The sequence below is a fragment of the Streptomyces sp. Tek67B01 genome, assembly GCF_055231995.1.
Genome location: NZ_JBUYUY010000001.1, coordinates 6,409,142 through 6,426,592, shown reverse-complemented (window position 1 = coordinate 6,426,592; position 17,451 = coordinate 6,409,142). Strand labels below are relative to the sequence as shown.

The following is a 17,451-nucleotide window of genomic DNA, read 5'->3' as shown; positions in this document are numbered from 1 at the left end:
GACGGGCCCGACGGAAGGAGGCCCCAGGTGAGCGCCGAGCGCTACGAACTGGTGCTTCCCGGCGAGCCCGGTGCGGGCCCCGACATCGTGGTCGTGTCCCGGACCCAGCAGTCGGGGCCGGGCGGCCACCCCGTGTACGAGGACCCGACCGGCATCGTACGGGCGGAGATCAGCGACCGCGGGGAGGTACGCATGCTCCCGTCGGGCGGCCACCAGGACCCGGTCACGGCCTTGGAGGCCCGCCCGCTCGGGTGAGGGTGCCGGTGCGCCCCTCGGCCGGCTTCACTCCCCCGCCATACCGGCTTCGGCCGGGCGGGACCAGCGGTGCCACCAGTGCCTGCGGCGGGGATGGACGGCGCGCCCGAGGCGCCGTCCGATCAGCAAGTACCCCAGGAGCGCGCCGGTCGTGTTCAAGATGACGTCGTCGACGTCGAAGGCTCGTCCGCTCACCAGGGCACCCTGGATCAGCTCCACCAGTGTCATCAGGGCCGCCGTCACGACGGCCACCCGCAGCAGGCCGCGGGCCGGCGGGACGAGCACCGGCAGCAGCACACCGAGCGGCACGCCGAGCAGGACGTTGCCGCCGAGCTGACGCGCGGCCTCGCGCACCGACGGCCCGTGCAGGTAGGCGTTGATGGAGCGGCCGGGATGCACGTTGCTGTGGACGAGCGCCACGGACGCGGCGGAGGGCTCCAGAGTCAGGCGGGCCAGCACCACGCTGAACCCCACGGTCGCCGCGAAGGCTCCCACCATGGCCACCGCCCGGACCACGGGCGAGGTCGGGGGCCGGGGCCGGCCGCGCGGCACGGCCCCGGTGCGGGCTCGCGGTGCGTCCCGGGCGGTCGGCTCGTCGTGCTTCCTCGTACGCCACCACATGGGCCTCGTTGTCATGCGGGCCCTTGTACCCCGGCGGCGGCGTTGAACTCGCCCTCACCGGAGCGGCGTTGGCGACCTTCCGTCCTCAGGACGGGCGGTCCTCGCTCTGCCCGCACACCCAGGCGAGGGCGTCGTGCACCCCCTGGATGTGGTCGTGCGGCACCGAGCGCGGCGGCTGCTCCTCAAGCCGTACGACGGCGGCGTCCACTTCCGCGACCAGCAGGTCCATGCCGGGCGGCCCTTCGGCGTGGACCCCGGTGACGGGCCCTTCGCCCTCTTGGCCGAGGGCCCACTGGTACCCGCTCGCGGCGCCCCGGGAGAAGGGGGTGGTCCGCTCCAGTCTCCCGTATTCCCGTTCGATGTCGGCCCGGCGGCGGGTCCCGACCATCTCTTCGCCACCTCGGTCGGTGGATCGAGTCGTCATACGTACCCCGCCTCCCCGGGTTCGTCACGACCGGCCCCGCGCGCCGCGGGGCACCTGTCTGCCCGCCTGCCCGGTTACCGGGCCGACATGCCGGTCGGCCGGGAAGGGACCGGAATGGAGTACCGCACGGTGCGCGCGGAAGGCGTGCATCTTTTCGGCTTTCGAGGGCAGTTCGCTGATCAGTCCCGTGAACCGGCCCGAAAGGACCTTCCATGTTGATGCCGTCCCCGATCGTCGTCCGCTCCCTCCTCACCCGGTACGCGTCCCTGGCCGGTCAGGACTGCGCCGCCGCACGGCAGGAGCTGGAGCAGGTCTCGTACACCCTCTGCGTCACGACCGCGACGACCACGATCGAGGACGCCCTGGCCGCGGCCACGATCATGGCCGAACGCGAACTGCCGACGACCCGGCAGGAGATGCGTCCCGCCGCGTAGCGCCCGGCGAGTACGCCGGTCGCGTCTTCACCGTGGCCGCCGCCGCGCGGCGCCTTCACGGGCCCGGAACCCCATGCGTGAATGACCCCATGCATGAACAGGGATGAACGAGGCAGACGGTGAATATCGCCCATCAGTACAGATTCGGAGTTTCGTCATGGCTGAGCACACCACCGCGCCGCACTACACCGTGCCGGGGATGTCGAAGGAGGACGCCGGCCGCGTCGTCGAGGTACTGCGCATGCGGCTGCACTCGCTCAACGACCTGGCGCTGACGCTCAAGCACGTCCACTGGAACGTGGTGGGACCCCACTTCATCGCCGTCCACGAGATGCTGGACCCCCAGGTGGAAGCGGTGCGGGAGATGATCGACACCACCGCGGAACGGATCTCCACCCTCGGCGGCGTTCCCGCCGGCACCCCCGGCGCACTGGTCGCCGAGCGGACCTGGGACGACTACGACGTCGGTCGGGCCGACGCGGTCGCCCACCTCGGGGCGCTGGACCTGGTCTACGCGGGGATCATCGAGGACCACCGGGCCGCCATGAAGATCACCGATGAGCTCGACCCGGTGACCCAGGACATGCTCATCGGCCAGCTCGCGCAGCTGGAGCTCTTCCAGTGGTTCGTCCGCGCACACCTGGAGAGCAGCGGAGGGCGTCTGAGCACCGCCGGCGCCCACACCCTGGACGAGGCCGCCGACCAGGCCCTCCGGGACGCGCGCCGCACTGCCTGACCGCGCTTCCGCTCCCCGACCCAGGGGGTACACGCCGGGGCCGCCCGTTCCCGAGAGGAGCGGGCGGCCCCGGCGGCGTATGCAGGAGGGCGGCGTGTGTACGAGGGCGGCGGATCGTGACGGGCCGGCCGCGCTGCGGGATGGCGGTATGTGCGACGGCCCGGCCGCGCTGCGGCCGGGCCGTTCCCGGTCGAGCGGGGTGATCCGGGGTCGTCCTGTGATCCGAGGTTGTCGTCCGGCGTCAACCGGTGCTCGGGCGTCCTCAGTTGAGGGAAGGCTCCGGCGACGCGGGCTTGGGGGCGGGCCGGCCCGTCACCAGCCGGTCCGCTTCGATCTCCACCCAGACGGACTTGCCGTTCTCGTGGCGGACCCAACCCCAGCGGTCGGAGAGACGCTGCACGATGTACAGGCCCTGACTCCCGGGGGCCCCGCGCTGGTGTTTGGGGGCGGGACGGGGAGGCTCGGGGTCCCCGTCGAACACCTCGATCCGCAAGCATTCGCCCGCGACCAGCAGCAGCTGGTCACAGCCGCCCGCGTGGACGTTGGCGTTGGTCACCAGCTCCGAGACGATGAGGAGGGCGTCATCGGCGGTCTCACTCCCGTCCCAGCCCCAGTCGCTCAGGACCCGGTGCGCGAATTCGCGGCACTTGGCCACCTGGCCCCGGGTACCGCCGAGGGTGAGCCGACGGCGCTGACCCATGACCGGCGGTCCTGTGGGCAGTGGATCGCTGGTGTCCGATCCGATGGTCTTCACTGTGGTCTCACCCCCGTCGTTGACGCTGTTCGTCGTGTATCGCGAGCTGCCGGAGTACGCGGGCCACCGGGCGTCGTCGCCCTCGGGGCCTCAGATTTTGCGTATGCCCGGTCTGACCACCCGGACACGTGGATACCCCGATCGGCGCATTCCCCCTGCCCCCGGCGTATGCGGACAGGGCGTGTGGCGGGCACGAGCGGGCTCAGGGCGCGCTGAGCGCGGCGTCGACGGTGGCGTCGATGGTGAAGACACTGTCCGCGCCGGTGATCTCCAAAAGGCGCAGGAGCTGCTGTGTGGGGGCGGCCAGCCGCACCGTGAGACCGGCCTTCTCCGCGTCCAGACGCACCCCGAGCAGCAGGTTCAGGCCCGAGGAGTCGCAGAAGCCCAATCCGGTCAGGTCGATCACCAGCCGGTTCGCGCCCGACCGGAGCGCCCGCTCCAGCAGCGGACGGACGGCGCCGAGGCCGTCCAGGTCCAGGTCTCCGGTGATCGCGCACACCACGGCCTCCGTCCCGCTGCCACGGGGTCCCGTGCCCTGCGGTCCGTCTGTGGCCGTGCCCCCCTGCGGGGTCACTTCGCCGTCTCCCGGGTTGCCAGTTCCCACGTCAGCCTCTCCATCGCCCGTGTTCCGTGCTGCCGCAACATTACAGGCGCGGATGGCGCCGGGGGGAGGCCCCCGGGGGCGGCGCCGTCGGCGCGGTCAGGAGCCGCTGACGTGGAGGCGCAGCGTGAGGCCGGTGTCCAGGGCGCGCACCTCGACGAGGTCGCAGAGCTGGTGGATCATCCACAGGCCGCGGCCGCCGTTACCCGACGTCAGGGAGGGGCGCCGACGGCCCGCGAGGGCGTTGGAGAGGCGCCCGCTGTCCTGGATCTCCGCCACGACGCCCCCTCCGGGCGTGTTCCACAGCCGCAGGGTGCCCTTGCCGCCGCCGTGCGCGACGGAGTTGGCGGCCGCCTCGCTGACGGCGAGCACGAAGTCGCCCCTCCGGGCCGTGTCGAGGCCCGTCCCGCGGACCCAGTTCTCGGCCTGTTCGCGCACCTGGGCGAGTTCGCCGCGGGCGTATTCCACCAGGACGAGGTCCCGGGCGGGCTCGGGGAGGGGAAGATCACAGTCGGCGCAGACCACGGCGGCGTCGGTGTAGAAGGGGCTGACGCCGTCCAGACCGTCCTCGATCACGGTGGGGTGGGTGCGCCGGGCGTCGGCCACCACGTTCGCCGGCAGGGCGGAGAGGTCGTACGGACAGAGGATCGTGGCGGGCCGTCCGGCAAAGGCGGTGTTGATGAGCGCCTCGTGGCGGGTGGCCTCCAGGATCTCGCCTTCGGAGCGGCCCGCCCAGATCGGCTCGCCCACGATGCGGGCGGCCCGGCCGGGCTCGCGGTCCGCGAAACCCTGGAGGGCGGCCAGGATACGGCCGGGGTTGCGACCCAGCTCCCGCATGTCGACGCAGTCGATTCCGTCGGCGTCGCTGCCCAGGCTCTGGCGCAGGGCGTCCAGCTGTGGCCCGGGGACGGCCAGGAGGACCGGCTCCCGCGCCTCCAGGGCCCCGCGCACGAAGTCGCCGATGCCGGCCGTGTACTCCTCCAGGTCCCGGTAGAAGAGGGCGGGGTGGACGAATTCCGCGGGCTCCGCGTTCGCCGGAACAGGTGTGACCATCATGCTGCGACCTCCAGCGCGGCACATTCCTCCGGAAACAACTCGGCCACTTTGCGCAGCGAGTACGGGGGCTTGTGGAGAAGGAGGCTCCGGCCCTTCCCGGTCAGTGAGTTCGAGACGTCCACGAGCACGGCGACCGCGCCCGGGTCGAGGTAGGTCACCGCCGACAGGTCGAGGTGGACGATGGGGCCCGGCATCCGCGCGAGGGCGGCGAGCGCCGAGCGCAGGATGTGGCGGGTGTCGATGTCGCCGCTGCCGCTCAGCCGGATGCCGGAGCGGTCCCGCATCGGGACCGCGGCCAGGGCGGCGGGCAGCGGCCCCGCCCCGGCGGAGGCCGGGTGGGGCAGTTCGGCGCAGGTGGTGTGGGCGCGGGTCAGCAGGTCGGCGGTCGACGCGGGGATCAGCCGGCGGTCGAACAGGCAGAGCCCGGTCAGCGGGAGGTCCGCGTAGACCTCGCGGTCCAGGCGCAGTTCCGATTCCAGGACGCGGTCGACGTCCGCCACCCCACGCGCGGACCACGACATCTCCCCGAGGACGCTCAGCCCCGTACAGCCGTCCGCGAGGGCCTCGGTGCAGGCCTCGCGGAACATGGAGATGACGTAGTCAGGGTCGAAGGGGACGCGACGCAGGTAGGACAGGTCCGTCCCGGTGACGCTCAGCCGGGCGTCCCGGCGGGCCGTGTCGACGTCGATGGCACCGCGGCGCAGTACGTCGATGACGACGCCCGGCTCGGTGCTGTCGGCGCTGTACCACACGCGCTGTCCGCGCTCCAGGCCGTTGCTCACGAAGCGGACCACGGTGTCCGCCCACGCCAGGTCGTCGTCGTAGGCGAAGAAGGAGTGCTCACCACGGGCGGCCGGAGGCCGACGGTGCTGAGGCGGCGAAGTCACGTTCTTCCCTCCGGGGGGGGCGGGCGGTTGGCCGGTGGACTGACAAGGCTACCGCCGGTCCACGGCCGGCACCGGCCCGCCCGCCGCCTCGGCGGGAGTGTGTGCTTCAGGAAGCGAGCATCCCGGTGCGCAGACGCGCCAGGGTACGGGACAGGAGGCGGGACACCTGCATCTGGGAGATGCCCAGCTCGGCGCCGATCTCCGCCTGGGTCTTCTCGTCGCCGAAGCGCATCTGCAGGATGCGGCGGTCGCGCTCGTCGAGTTCGGCCAGCAGCGGCGCGAGGGTGTGGAACTCCTCGAAGAGTTCCATCCCGTAGTCGGCTTCGCCGAGGGTGTCGGCCAGCGACCGCGTCCTGCGGCCCGACGCGGCGTCCTCCTCCGAACCGGAGGAGGCGTCGAGGGAGTCGCTGGTGTAGCCGTTGGCGGCGACCAGTCCCTCCACGACCTCGTCCTCGCTGAGTTCGAGGTCCTGGGCGAGCTCCCTGACGGTCGGGGCCCGGCCCAGGAGGTCGGTGAGCGCTTCCCGGCTCTTGGCGAGTTCCGTGCGCAGCTCCTGGAGGCGGCGCGGGACGTGGACCGCCCAGGTGGTGTCCCGGAAGTACCGCTTGATCTCTCCGGTGATGAAGGGGAGCGCCAGTGTGGCGAACTCCACTTCCCGCTCGGGGTCGAAGCGGTCGATCGCCTTGATCAGGCCGATCGTGCCGACCTGGAGGATGTCGTCCATGTCCACGCCGCCGCCGGCGGACCGGGCGCGGAAACGGCGGGCGGCGAAGTGCACCAATGAGATGTTCATCTCGATCAGCGTGTTGCGCGCGTACTGGTACTCGCGGGTGCCTTCCTCAAGGGATCGCAGCCGCAGCAGGAAGATCCGCGAAAGCTGCCGGGCGTCGGCGGGGGCCACCTCCCGGGCATCGGCGATCCTGGGAAGTCGGCTCTCCGCCTCTTCGGTCGTACGGCCGGCGGCCGGTGCGGCCTTCGCATCTGTCTCGTGGACAGGTTCAACAACTGCGGCGGAGCGGGGCATGGGGGACCTTCCTCCCGAAGACGGACGGCTGACGTGGCGCGCTTGCCCCGAGAATTCGACTCCACACGGGGTTGATGCGATTTTTTTCGGAGACGGTGCTCACGGGCCCACGGGGGACCTCCGGTCGCCCGGGATGTGGTGGACTACGTCCCGGCGCGAGACGGAAAGACCGTGTCCCGTCCGTGACGAGGTCTCGGGAGATGGTGGGGAAGAACATGACGAACGCTACGGTCACGCATGGTCCGGACCCGGACGCGCCGGGCGCGGTGGGCGAGCCGGAGCTGCGGCAACTGCTCGCCGGTCTGACGGCGGTGCGTGACGGCGACTTCGGCACCCGGCTGCCCGACGGGGCCGACGGCCTCCTCGGGGAGATCGCCACCGTCTTCAACGGGATGATCGACCAGTTGTCCCTGTTCACCTCGGAAGTCACCCGCGTGGCTCGCGAGGTCGGCACCGAGGGCACCCTCGGTGGTCAGGCCGAGGTCCCGGGCGTCTCCGGCAGCTGGGCGGACCTGACGGACTCCGTGAACGCGATGGCGGGCAACCTCACCACGCAGGTCCGCGACATCGCGCAGGTCGCCACGGCGGTCGCACGGGGCGACCTGTCACAGAAGATCGCGGTGGACGCCCGCGGGGAGATCCTGGAGCTGAAGGACACCGTCAACACGATGGTCGACCAGCTCTCCGCCTTCGCCGACGAGGTCACCCGCATGGCGCGGGAAGTGGGCACGGACGGCATCCTCGGCGGTCAGGCCGATGTCAAGGGCGTCTCCGGCACCTGGCGCGACCTCACCGATTCGGTCAACTTCATGGCCGGAAATCTCACCGCCCAGGTGCGCTCCATCGCCCAGGTCGCGACGGCCGTCGCCAAGGGCGACCTCTCGCAGAAGATCCGGGTCGACGCCCGGGGCGAGATCCTGGAGCTGAAGGACACCATCAACACGATGGTCGACCAGCTCTCCGCCTTCGCCGACGAGGTCACCCGAGTCGCCCGCGAGGTCGGCACGGAGGGCAACCTGGGTGGTCAGGCCACGGTGCGCGGCGTGTCGGGCACCTGGAAGGACCTCACCGACAACGTCAACGTCATGGCGTCGAACCTGACCGGGCAGGTGCGCTCCATCGCCCAGGTCGCGACGGCCGTCGCCAAGGGCGACCTCTCGCAGAAGATCACGGTCGAGGCGAAGGGCGAGGTGGCCGCGCTCGCCGGGGTCATCAACACGATGGTCGACACGTTGTCCGCCTTCGCCGACGAGGTCACCCGCGTCGCCCGCGAGGTGGGCACCGAGGGCCGGCTCGGCGGCCAGGCCCGCGTCCCCAACGTGGCGGGCACCTGGAAGGACCTCACCGACAACGTCAACTCCATGGCGAACAATCTCACCGGCCAGGTCCGCAACATCGCGCTGGTCACCACCGCCGTCGCCAACGGCGACCTGTCGAAGAAGATCGACGTCGACGCCCGGGGCGAGATCCTGGAGCTCAAGACCACGATCAACACGATGGTGGACCAGTTGTCCTCCTTCGCGGCCGAGGTGACGCGCGTGGCGCGCGAGGTGGGCAGCGAGGGCCGGCTCGGCGGACAGGCCGAGGTCGAAGGCGTCGAGGGCACCTGGAAGCGGCTCACGGAGAACGTGAACGAGCTGGCCGGGAACCTCACCCGCCAGGTGCGCGCCATCGCCGAGGTCGCGAGCGCGGTGGCCGAGGGCGACCTGACGCGCTCCATCACCGTCGACGCCTCCGGCGAGGTCGCCGAACTCAAGGACAACATCAACTCGATGGTCGGCTCCCTGCGCGAGACCACCCGCGCCAACCAGGAGCAGGACTGGCTCAAGTCGAACCTCGCGCGCATCTCCGGACTGATGCAGGGCCACCGTGACCTGTCCGCCGTCGCGGAACTCGTCATGGACGAGCTGACGCCGCTCGTCGACGCCAGCTACGGCGCCTTCTACCTCGCCGAGGAGTCCGACGGCGAGACCTGGTTGACCCTCATCGGTTCCTACGGCCGGCCCGCCGGGAGCCCCGCCTCCGTGCGCCTTCGGCGCGGCGAGACCCTCGTGGGCCAGGCCGCACGCAGCCGACGGATCATCGTGGCCGACGAGGTTCCGCCGGGCTACGTGGTCTCCTCCGGGCTGGGCCGCTCGGCCCCGGCGGGGCTGATCGTGTTGCCCATCGTGGTGGAGGAGCAGGTGCTCGGCGTCATCGAGCTGGCCACCTTCAAGACCTTCACCCCGGTGCACCGGGACTTCCTGGGCCGGCTGATGGAGACCGTCGGCGTCAATGTCAGCACGATCGTCGCCAACGCCCGCACCGACGAACTCCTGGGCGAGTCGCAGCGGTTGACGGTGGAGTTGCAGGCGCGTTCGGAGCAGCTCCAGGTCCAGCAGGACGAACTCCAGCGCTCCAACGCGGAGCTGGAGGAGAAGGCCGCGCTCCTCGCCACCCAGAACCGGGACATCGAGACGAAGAACCTGGAGATCGAGCAGGCCCGGCAGGAACTGGAGGACCGCGCACAGCAGTTGTCGCTGGCGTCGAAGTACAAGTCCGAGTTCCTGGCGAACATGAGCCACGAGCTGCGCACGCCGCTCAACAGCCTGCTCATCCTCGCCCAGCTCCTGGCGCAGAACCCCACCCGCAACCTCACGGCCAAGCAGGTCGAGTACGCCGGGATCATCCACTCCGCGGGCTCCGACCTGCTCCAGCTGATCAACGACATCCTCGACCTGTCCAAGGTCGAGGCGGGGAAGATGGACATCAACCCCGAACGGGTCTCCCTCAAGCAGCTCCTGGGCTATGTGGAAGCCACCTTCCGGCCGCTGACCACGCAAAAGAGCCTCGAATTCGAGATCGTGACCTCGCCGGGGGTGCCGGTCGACCTGCTGACCGACGACTCGCGGCTGCGTCAGATCCTGCGCAACCTGCTGTCCAACGCGGTCAAGTTCACCGAGCACGGCCGGGTGGAGCTGCGGATCGAACCGGCGGTCTCCGAGGAACTGCCCGGCCACCTGGACCGGGCGGGATCGGTGGTGGCCTTCCGGGTCGTCGACACGGGCATCGGAATCGCCGAACAGCACCTGGAGTCGATCTTCGCCGCGTTCCAGCAGGCCGACGGGACCACGAGCCGCAGATACGGGGGCACCGGGCTCGGACTGTCGATCACGAGGGAGATCGCACGCCTCCTCGGCGGTGTGGTCACGGCGCGCAGCGTGCCCGGCGAGGGCTCGATCTTCACGCTGTACCTGCCCGTCTCCTACGACGACTTCCACGACCTCGTCCTGGAGGGGCAGGCCCTGGAGGCGGCCCCGGAGGGCGACGCCGAGGCGATCGAGGGCCCCTCCGGTGCGGTGGCCGCGCTCCCCGCCGCCGGAGAGGACGCGCGCCATCCCCGGCGGCTCCTGGTGATCGAGGAGCGCAGCAACGGCCTGCTCAGTCTCGTCGCGGAGAGCGCGGCGCGTGACCTTGCCACGGGACGGGCCGCATCGGGTACCGAGGAGCAGGTGGAGGTGGCGACCGCGGTCACCGCCGTGGAGGCGGCCACCGTCCTCGCGCAGGCCTCCTTCCACTGTGTCGTCCTCGACCTGGGCAGCGACGGGGAGGCCCTGCGCTTCCTGGACGCCATGGCGGGCGACTCGGCCCTGGCGTCCCTGCCGGTGCTCGCCCACGACGGCCGCCGGCTGACGACGGCGCAGCGGACGGAACTGGCCCGGCACGCCTCCCACCAGCCGCTGGAAATCCTCTCCAGCCTGGACGAGTTGCGCGAACGGATAGCGCTCCACCTCTCCGCGGAGTGGCCCGGAGCAGTACCCCCGCTGGTGCGGACCGGCGCGCCCTCGCCGGCCTCCGGCCCCGCGGCGCAGGTCGACGACCGTCTGGCGGGCCGGTCGGTCCTGGTGGTCGACGACGACGCACGCAACCTGTACGCGATCAGCGGCATCCTGGAACTCCACGGGATCGAGGTCCTGCACGCCGAGAACGGCCGCAAGGGCATCGAGGCCCTGGCCGCGAACCCGGGGATCGACCTGATCCTGATGGACGTGATGATGCCGGAGATGGACGGGTACGCGGCGACCGCCGAGATCCGGCGGATGCCCGCCTACGCGGAGCTGCCGATCATCGCGGTCACCGCGAAGGCGATGCCCGGCGACCGGGAGAAGAGCTTCGCGTCCGGCGCCAACGACTACGTGACCAAGCCGGTCGACGCGAACGACCTGATGTCCCGGGTCCGCCGCTGGCTGCTCCCGCAGGAGTCCACCCAAGGGGCCGAGAGTGTCGCCGGTGCCTGACGTACGACTCCCCTCCCCCGCCGAGAAAGCCGGTCCACGGTGAACAGCCCCACGTATGCAGGAGACGAACCCGGTGACGTCCGGCCCGTGCCCGAGCTCCGCCCGCGCCAGGGCGGCGACGGCCCCGGTCCCGGCTTCCCGCCGGTCCGGACCGACGCGTCCCCGGCGCTGACCGACGCCGGTCGGCTGGCCGCCACCGTCGAGCGGCTGCGCCAGGAGGTGCGGGAGGCCCAGGCCGCCGCGGACGGCCGGGCGCTGGTCGAGATGGCCAAGGGCGTGCTCGTCGGCCGCCTCGGGTGCGGTCCGGCCGAGGCGGCGCGACAACTGGCCAAGCTGGCCGAGCAGTCGGGGACGACCCTGCTCGCGCTGGCCGTCGACGTGGTCAACCAGGCCGCGCGCGACCACGTGAGCGAGGTCGCGCGGGAGTTCCTGGAGAACACCGCCCAGCCGGCCCCCGTCGCCGGCGCGAGCACACCGGCCGTGCGGCTTCGCGCCGCCGAGAGCGGGCTGCTGGCCGCCGCCGACTCCCAGGCCGTGGCCGCGGCCCTGCTGGAGAACGCCCTGACCGCGCTCGGGGCGCACGGTGTCGCGATCTGGGTGGCGGGCTCGGATTCCTCCCTGACGCTCGTGGGACACGCGGGCTTTCCGGAGGAGGAGGCGAGCCGGTGGCGCTACGTCCCGCCGGAGGTCGCGACCTGCGCCCATTTGGCTCTGGACAACCGCGAGTTGACCGTCGTACCGCGGCTGAGCGACTCCGGTATCCCCTCCATCGGCCGGCGCCAGCACCCGGGGGGCGGCCGCATCGTCGTGCCCGCCGGCACCGGCGGCCGTATCCACGGCGTGCTGGAGGTGTGCTGGCCCGAGCCCCTCGAACCGCAGTCCCCGCACGTCCTGCGTCAGTTGGAGGCGTTGGCCGAGCTGTGCGCGCACACCTTGGGCGACCAGGACGTGACCCCGTCCGCCGAGCCCGAGGAGCCGGAGCACGGCTGCGCCGGGGTGGCCGAGATGGTCAACCTCGCCGACAACCTGTACGACCCCGCACTGGTACTGACGCCCTGTCTGGACCTGGGCGGCCGGCTGGTGGACTTCCGCGTTCACCACGCCAACGACCGCTTCATCGACCCCGCCGGACGGCCCCGCACCTCCGTGTGCGGCTCGTCGTTCCTGGAGGCCTACCCCGCGGCCGCCGAGGACCACGGGCTCTTCGACAAGCTGGAACGGGTCTACGCGACGGGCGAGCCCTGCCGGACCCAGCGGATGGCGCTCACCGCGTTCGTGGACGACGTACCCCTCACGGCGATCGCGGACGCCAGCATCAGCCGCCACGGCGCGGCCCTGCTGCTCATCTGGCGGATAGAGGACGAGACGGCGCGGCTGGCCAGCCTCCTCCAGCACGCCCAGCGCCTCGGCCGCGTCGGAGGCTTCGAGGAGAACATCACGACGGGTGAGATCACCTGGAACGGGCAACTGTTCACTCTCTACGGGCGGCCCCTGACCTCCTCCCCCGTACCCCTGGAGGAGCTGCGCGGCCACGCCCACCCCGACGACGCGGTCTCCATCAACCGCTTCCTGCGCACGCTCCTGCACCACCAGCGCGAATCCTCGGTGGACTTCCGGCTCCAGCGCCCCGACGGCATCACCCGGCACATCCGTCTCGTCGCGGAACCCGTCCTCGACGACCGGGGCAGCCTCCACGCGGTGCGCGGCGCCTACCAGGACATCTCCGCCCAGCACTGGACCGAGGTGGCCCTCGCCGCCACCCGGGACCAACTCGCCTACACCGAGGCGGAGGCGGCCGAACGCAGCCGGCTCGCGCTCCAGCTCCAGCACGCCATCATGCCTCCCGCGCCCGCCCCCCTGGAGGTTCCCGGCATCCGTATCGCGGTGCGTTACCGGCCCGCCGAGTCGGAGGCGATGGTGGGTGGCGACTGGTACGACTCGGTCGTCCTGCCCAACGACAAGGTGCTGCTGTCCGTGGGGGACGTCGCCGGGCACGGCATCGAGGCGGCCACCGGCATGGTGATCCTGCGCAACGCGCTGCGGGGCCTGGCGGTGACCGGGGCCGGTCCCGCACAGCTCCTGTCCTGGCTCAACACCGTCGCCCACCACCTGACCGGCAATTTGACCGCCACCGCCGTGTGCGGCGTCTACGATCCGCGGACGCGGGTCCTGCGCTGGGCGCGCGCCGGGCACCTGCCGCCGGTCCTCGTGCGGGGCACGGACGCGCAGGCCTTCCCGATGGCCCAGGGCATACTGCTCGGCGCGCTGCCGGAGGCCGTTTTCGAGGAGGAGGAGGTGCGGTTGGAGCCCGAGGACACGTTGCTGATGTACACCGACGGGCTCGTCGAGCGCCGGGACGTCTCCGTGACGGACTCCCTGTCCCAGCTCCTCTCCCTCGCGGGGCCGGAGGCGGACACCCTGGACAAGCGGCTCGACCGGCTGCTGACGCACAGCCGGTCGGACACCGACGACGACACCTGCCTCATCGGCATCCAGGTGCGCTGAGGACCACCGCGCTGAGGACCGCTCCCCGCGAACCGGGCCGGCCGGTCCGGCCCCGGGGCGACGGGCCGGCCGGCCGGCTCGTGTTCACTCGCGGACGGGCTCGCCATGGGGGTCGGGGACTTCCGGCGGGTGGAAGCAGGCGCTGATGGCCTTGCCGCCGTGGAAGGCGTGGACGTCCAGCGTGTCGGCGAGGGCGTCGACGATGCCCAGCCCCCGGCCCGAAGTGGCGGTCGCGTCCGCCTCCCGGGGCCTGGGCAGCCGCGGATCGCCGTCGGCCACGCTCACGTGCAGGCACTGACCGTCCCACGTCAGGACGAGGTGCGCGGTCTCGGCGGCGTGCACATGGGCGTTCGCGACCAGTTCGGACACGCTGAGCAGGATCGAGTGGACGGTGTCCGGGGCGTGGGCGGCCCAGTCCAGCGACGAGAGGTGCTCCGCGGTCCACTGCCTGGCCGCCCGGACGCCGTTCGACACCGGAAAGGAGCGGGCCCACCCCACTGCCCTCATCGCCATCATCCTCACCGTGTCCTTTCGTTCGTCGGGGTGTCGTCTCCTGCCGACGCGGGTACCCCGCGCGAACCGGGGCATCCCCGGTGACCGGCGTCGGGGTTCGGGTGCTCGGGGCAGGTGTAGCGCCGGACAACGGGGGCACCCGAGGGCCAAGATCGTCCGGTTTCCCGAAAGGACTCCGCCCATGCTGATGGCCCACCCGGCCGTGCTTTCCGGTCTCGTCGAGCGCTACTGGGCGCTGGCGGTCCTGTGTGCCCACGACGACACCCCTGAGATCCGCGGCCGTATGGACGACGTCGTGCACGCCCTGTGCGTCGCGACGGGCACCTCCAGTGTGGACGCGGCGCTGACGGCCGCCCGTTACCGACTCCCCGGCGCCCGCACCCTCGACGACTCGGTCCTGGCCGGTTGACGTCCGACTCCCCCGCGAACCGGCGCCCTGCCCCTCGACGAGAGGGGCAGGGCGCCGGTTCGCGGGTCGTGGAGGCGGTGCTACGCGGTGGTGGGGGCGCAGGACGTGGTGATACGGGCGCATTCCCGTACCACGGCGCCCAGATCCCCGGTGGCGCGCAGGAGTTCACGCTGGACGCGTGCTCCGTTGCCGCGGGCGAAGAGTTCCTCGATGCCCCGCCGGACCGCCGTGGCGTCCCCGTGGTCCTCCAGGGCTTCGCGGACGTGCTCGAAGAGCGCGTCCACCACCTCGCGGGCCGGCTCCTCCAGCATCGTCGCCGGATGGACCAGGGGCCCGTCGATGCCCGAACGGGCCGCCCGCCACGACGCCAGCCGCAGCAGGCCCACCCCGATGCGCGCCGGGGGCTCCCCGGCCTCCCAGGAACGCGCCGCCGTCTCGACGAGTCCCCGGACGAGGCTCGCCAGCAGGACCGTGGTGGAGGGCTCCAGACAGACGTCGGCGACGCGGATCTCCACGGTGGGGTAGTTCACCGCGAGCCGGGCGTCGAAGTAGATCATGCCCTTGTCGCGGAGCACCCCGGTGGCGACCATGGCGGACACCTGTTCGTGGTACCGGTCGGCGCTGCCGAAGATCTCGGTCGGCCCGGCGGAGGGCCACCGGTTCCACACCCGGCTGCGGTAGCTGCCGTACCCGCTGTCCTGGCCCTGCCAGAAGGGGGAGTTTCCGCTGATGGCGGTGAGGACGGGCAGCCACGGCCTGATGCGGTCGATCACGGCCACCCCCTCCTCGTCGGAGTCGACGCCGACGTGCACGTGACAGCCGGATGTCAGCTGTTCCTGCGCCGTGAGGCCGAACCGCTCCGCGACCCACCGGTAGCGTTCCCCCGGGCTGGTCGAGGGCAGTACGGGCAGTGGTGAGGTGGCGAGGGCGGCCACCTCGGCGCCGGCCTTCGCCGCGTGCCGGGCGGCCTCGGAACGCCATCTGACGATCTCCTCGGCCAGCTCCCCCATCTCCGTCACCGGCTTGGTGGAGAACTCCAGCTGCTCGCGCATCAGCTCCGTCTCGAAGGTGCCTTCCCGCTCACCCACACCATGCCGTTCCGCCTCGGCCAGAACCGCGCCGGACACGGAGAGCGGCTCGCCGCTCTCCGATCCGACCAGGAGGAGTTCCTCCTCCACCCCGACGCTGCGCAGACGCACCCGCACCACTTCCGTTCCTCGCTTCGTACCGATGGTGGGCGGCTGCCCCGCGTCGTGGCTCCCATGCGTGGCCCACGGGGTCCGGGTGCGGGGCTACGGCTTGTTGGCGATGGCCCCGAGGTACTGGTTGAGGGACTCCAGGCGGGCGTCGAGGCGCTCGGCGCTCCCGGCCAGGTCCTGTAGTTCCCGCGCCGCGGCGAGTACGGCGAGGACCAGGGCGCGGGCCGCCGGGTCGGCGACGTCGCGCAGCGCGGTCCTGGCTTCCTCGAGGAGTGGCGACGGGACGGGAACAGTCGATTCCATGTCTGTCTCCTGTGGGTCCTGATGGGTGCTGATGGGTCTTGTACGGGTCCTGTGTGCGGGGAGCGGGCACCCGCCCGCCCCCCGGGTCAGCGGCTGCTCCGCCTGAGGTTGTAGACCAGGATGAGCATCGCCACGGCCATCAGCGCCAGGTGGAGCCACACCGGTCCTGCCGGAACGTGCTCACCGGCCGTCGTCGTCCACATCTGCGCCGCCTTCCGCCGGGCTCGGCGTTCTGCCGTCGCCGTGTATCCGCGTATGCCCGCGAACGAGGGGACGACGCGGCCGGCCGGCCCGGACACACATGAGGTTTCGCCCGCCCGCCAGTGGACATCCGCCTGGCATGAACGACACTCCAGCTCCGCGCGACAGCGGCGACCGCGACGGCCGGGTCCGGCCCGCGGAGCCCGCCCCCGGCCGCGGTCCCGACGACGGTCACGGCCGCGGCCGTGGTGACGGCCCCGGCCCCGGCCCCGAGGTGGAGCGCAGGGCGCCGGACGAGCCGACGGATCTGCCCGGCAAGTCGTGGGTGACCGTACTGAAACGGACCGTCCGGGAGTTTCAGAAGGACGAGCTCACCGACCGGGCCGCGGCCCTGACCTACTACGCGGTCCTGTCCCTGTTCCCGGCGCTGTTGGTGCTGGTGTCGCTACTGGGCGTGGCCGGGAAGTCGGCCACCCAATCGGTGCTGGACAACCTCCAGAAGCTGACGCCCGGCTCCGCGCGGGACATCATCTCCAACGCGGTCCGTCAGCTCCAGGGCGGCGCGGGGCTGGGATCGGTCATCGCCGTCGTCGGCCTGATCGCGGCGTTGTGGTCGGCGTCAGGGTACGTCGCCGGGTTCATCCGCGCGTCCAACGCCGTCTACGACGTGCCCGAGGGGCGGCCGGTGTGGAAGGTGCTGCCGTTGCGGTTCGCCCTGACGGTGGGGCTGCTGGTCATGGCGTGCGCGAGCGGGCTGATCGTGGTGTTCACGGGGAGCCTCGCCCGGCGGGCGGGGGACGCGCTGGGTCTGGGGCAGACCGCCGTCACGGTGTGGTCGATCGCGAAATGGCCCGTACTGATCATCCTCGTCACGATCATGATCGCGCTGCTGTACTGGGCCGCGCCCAACGCGAAGGGCCGCGGGTTCCGCTGGGTCACCCCCGGCAGCTTCCTGGCGCTGCTGATCTGGATAGTCGCGTCCGCCGGCTTCGCGCTGTACGTCGCGAACTTCGGCTCGTACAACAAGACGTACGGCACCCTCGCCGGTGTCATCGTCTTCCTGATCTGGCTGTGGATCACCAACCTGGCCATCCTCCTCGGTCTGGAGTTCGACGCGGAGATGAGCCGGGCGCGGGCGATCGCGGGCGGGTTCCCGCCGGACCGGGAGCCGTACGTCGAACCGCGCGACACCCGCGAGTGGAGCGAAGAGGACAAGCGCCGCGCGGAGTGACGTCCCCGCGCCGTGGGCAAC

Annotated in this window: 17 protein-coding genes; 7 read left to right on the top strand and 10 right to left on the bottom strand. The window is 71.7% G+C overall.

The window, feature by feature from the left end:
• Positions 1-27 precede the first annotated feature (27 nt).
• Positions 28-255, top strand: a complete 228-nt coding sequence (locus tag ACV7NM_RS29060) for a DUF6296 family protein (RefSeq protein ID WP_463413064.1) — start codon at positions 28-30, stop codon at positions 253-255.
• A 27-nt stretch (positions 256-282) separates the two neighbouring features.
• Here ACV7NM_RS29060 and ACV7NM_RS29055 read toward each other — a convergent pair whose 3' ends face one another.
• On the bottom strand, positions 283-891 hold the full coding sequence (locus ACV7NM_RS29055) for a VanZ family protein (protein WP_463413063.1): 609 nt from the start codon (positions 889-891) through the stop codon (positions 283-285).
• Between the two features lie 70 nt (positions 892-961).
• Positions 962-1,300, bottom strand: coding sequence for a hypothetical protein (locus ACV7NM_RS29050; RefSeq protein WP_463413062.1), 339 nt, complete (start codon positions 1,298-1,300; stop codon positions 962-964).
• Positions 1,301-1,512: 212 nt separating this feature from the next.
• On the opposite strand from ACV7NM_RS29050, the gene ACV7NM_RS29045 reads away from it, so the two are divergent.
• Entirely contained in the window at positions 1,513-1,734 is a 222-nt protein-coding gene (locus ACV7NM_RS29045) for a DUF5133 domain-containing protein (protein WP_463413061.1), read from the top strand.
• A 157-nt stretch (positions 1,735-1,891) separates the two neighbouring features.
• Positions 1,892-2,470: a Dps family protein gene (locus ACV7NM_RS29040; protein WP_463413060.1), complete on the top strand. Its 579-nt coding sequence runs from the start codon at positions 1,892-1,894 to the stop codon at positions 2,468-2,470.
• 262 nt (positions 2,471-2,732) lie between these two features.
• Here ACV7NM_RS29040 and ACV7NM_RS29035 read toward each other — a convergent pair whose 3' ends face one another.
• From ACV7NM_RS29035 to ACV7NM_RS29015, 5 genes are all read right to left on the bottom strand, one after another.
• Positions 2,733-3,170, bottom strand: coding sequence for an ATP-binding protein (locus ACV7NM_RS29035; RefSeq protein ID WP_463413059.1), 438 nt, complete (start codon positions 3,168-3,170; stop codon positions 2,733-2,735).
• A 256-nt stretch (positions 3,171-3,426) separates the two neighbouring features.
• Positions 3,427-3,723 carry an STAS domain-containing protein gene (locus ACV7NM_RS29030; RefSeq protein WP_463413058.1) on the bottom strand — a complete coding sequence of 99 codons (297 nt, stop codon included), beginning with the start codon at positions 3,721-3,723 and terminating at the stop codon, positions 3,427-3,429.
• A gap of 201 nt (positions 3,724-3,924) precedes the next feature.
• On the bottom strand, positions 3,925-4,881 hold the full coding sequence (locus ACV7NM_RS29025) for an anti-sigma factor RsbA family regulatory protein (RefSeq protein ID WP_463413057.1): 957 nt from the start codon (positions 4,879-4,881) through the stop codon (positions 3,925-3,927).
• Positions 4,878-5,768, bottom strand: coding sequence for an MEDS domain-containing protein (locus ACV7NM_RS29020; protein ID WP_463413056.1), 891 nt, complete (start codon positions 5,766-5,768; stop codon positions 4,878-4,880). The genes ACV7NM_RS29025 and ACV7NM_RS29020 overlap by 4 nt, the downstream gene beginning before the upstream one ends.
• Positions 5,769-5,874: 106 nt before the next feature.
• A complete protein-coding gene (locus ACV7NM_RS29015; RefSeq protein WP_463413055.1) occupies positions 5,875-6,792 on the bottom strand; it encodes a SigB/SigF/SigG family RNA polymerase sigma factor in 918 nt (305 codons plus the stop codon).
• 215 nt (positions 6,793-7,007) lie between these two features.
• Between ACV7NM_RS29015 and ACV7NM_RS29010 the strand changes: the two genes are divergently transcribed.
• Positions 7,008-11,069, top strand: a complete 4,062-nt coding sequence (locus ACV7NM_RS29010; RefSeq protein ID WP_463413054.1) for a HAMP domain-containing protein — start codon at positions 7,008-7,010, stop codon at positions 11,067-11,069.
• An 87-nt stretch (positions 11,070-11,156) separates the two neighbouring features.
• Entirely contained in the window at positions 11,157-13,574 is a 2,418-nt protein-coding gene (locus ACV7NM_RS29005; RefSeq protein WP_463413053.1) for a SpoIIE family protein phosphatase, read from the top strand.
• Between the two features lie 84 nt (positions 13,575-13,658).
• Here the strand turns inward: ACV7NM_RS29005 and ACV7NM_RS29000 are convergent, their stop codons facing one another.
• On the bottom strand, positions 13,659-14,081 hold the full coding sequence (locus ACV7NM_RS29000) for an ATP-binding protein (RefSeq protein ID WP_463413052.1): 423 nt from the start codon (positions 14,079-14,081) through the stop codon (positions 13,659-13,661).
• A gap of 187 nt (positions 14,082-14,268) precedes the next feature.
• On the opposite strand from ACV7NM_RS29000, the gene ACV7NM_RS28995 reads away from it, so the two are divergent.
• Complete coding sequence (locus ACV7NM_RS28995) at positions 14,269-14,496, top strand: DUF5133 domain-containing protein (protein ID WP_463413051.1); 228 nt, start codon at positions 14,269-14,271, stop codon at positions 14,494-14,496.
• 80 nt (positions 14,497-14,576) lie between these two features.
• On the opposite strand, the gene ACV7NM_RS28990 is transcribed toward ACV7NM_RS28995, so the two are convergent.
• A complete protein-coding gene (locus tag ACV7NM_RS28990) occupies positions 14,577-15,689 on the bottom strand; it encodes a glutamate--cysteine ligase (protein ID WP_463414106.1) in 1,113 nt (370 codons plus the stop codon).
• A gap of 99 nt (positions 15,690-15,788) precedes the next feature.
• A complete protein-coding gene (locus ACV7NM_RS28985) occupies positions 15,789-15,998 on the bottom strand; it encodes a hypothetical protein (RefSeq protein WP_463413050.1) in 210 nt (69 codons plus the stop codon).
• 340 nt (positions 15,999-16,338) lie between these two features.
• Here ACV7NM_RS28985 and ACV7NM_RS28980 point away from each other — a divergent pair, with 340 nt between their 5' ends.
• A complete protein-coding gene (locus ACV7NM_RS28980) occupies positions 16,339-17,430 on the top strand; it encodes a YihY/virulence factor BrkB family protein (protein ID WP_463413049.1) in 1,092 nt (363 codons plus the stop codon).
• Positions 17,431-17,451: the final 21 nt, after the last annotated feature.

Bases quoted from the DNA above. Each gene is read 5' to 3' on its own strand.
- ACV7NM_RS29055 (WP_463413063.1), bottom strand. From the start codon at position 891: ATGACAACGAGGCCCATGTGGTGGCGTACGAGGAAGCACGACGAGCCG.
- ACV7NM_RS29050 (WP_463413062.1), bottom strand. From the start codon at position 1,300: ATGACGACTCGATCCACCGACCGAGGTGGCGAAGAGATGGTCGGGACC.
- ACV7NM_RS29045 (WP_463413061.1), top strand. From the start codon at position 1,513: ATGTTGATGCCGTCCCCGATCGTCGTCCGCTCCCTCCTCACCCGGTAC.
- ACV7NM_RS29040 (WP_463413060.1), top strand. From the start codon at position 1,892: ATGGCTGAGCACACCACCGCGCCGCACTACACCGTGCCGGGGATGTCG.
- ACV7NM_RS29035 (WP_463413059.1), bottom strand. From the start codon at position 3,170: ATGGGTCAGCGCCGTCGGCTCACCCTCGGCGGTACCCGGGGCCAGGTG.
- ACV7NM_RS29025 (WP_463413057.1), bottom strand. From the start codon at position 4,881: ATGATGGTCACACCTGTTCCGGCGAACGCGGAGCCCGCGGAATTCGTC.
- ACV7NM_RS29015 (WP_463413055.1), bottom strand. From the start codon at position 6,792: ATGCCCCGCTCCGCCGCAGTTGTTGAACCTGTCCACGAGACAGATGCG.
- ACV7NM_RS29010 (WP_463413054.1), top strand. From the start codon at position 7,008: ATGACGAACGCTACGGTCACGCATGGTCCGGACCCGGACGCGCCGGGC.
- ACV7NM_RS29000 (WP_463413052.1), bottom strand. From the start codon at position 14,081: ATGAGGGCAGTGGGGTGGGCCCGCTCCTTTCCGGTGTCGAACGGCGTC.
- ACV7NM_RS28995 (WP_463413051.1), top strand. From the start codon at position 14,269: ATGCTGATGGCCCACCCGGCCGTGCTTTCCGGTCTCGTCGAGCGCTAC.
- ACV7NM_RS28985 (WP_463413050.1), bottom strand. From the start codon at position 15,998: ATGGAATCGACTGTTCCCGTCCCGTCGCCACTCCTCGAGGAAGCCAGG.
- ACV7NM_RS28980 (WP_463413049.1), top strand. From the start codon at position 16,339: ATGAACGACACTCCAGCTCCGCGCGACAGCGGCGACCGCGACGGCCGG.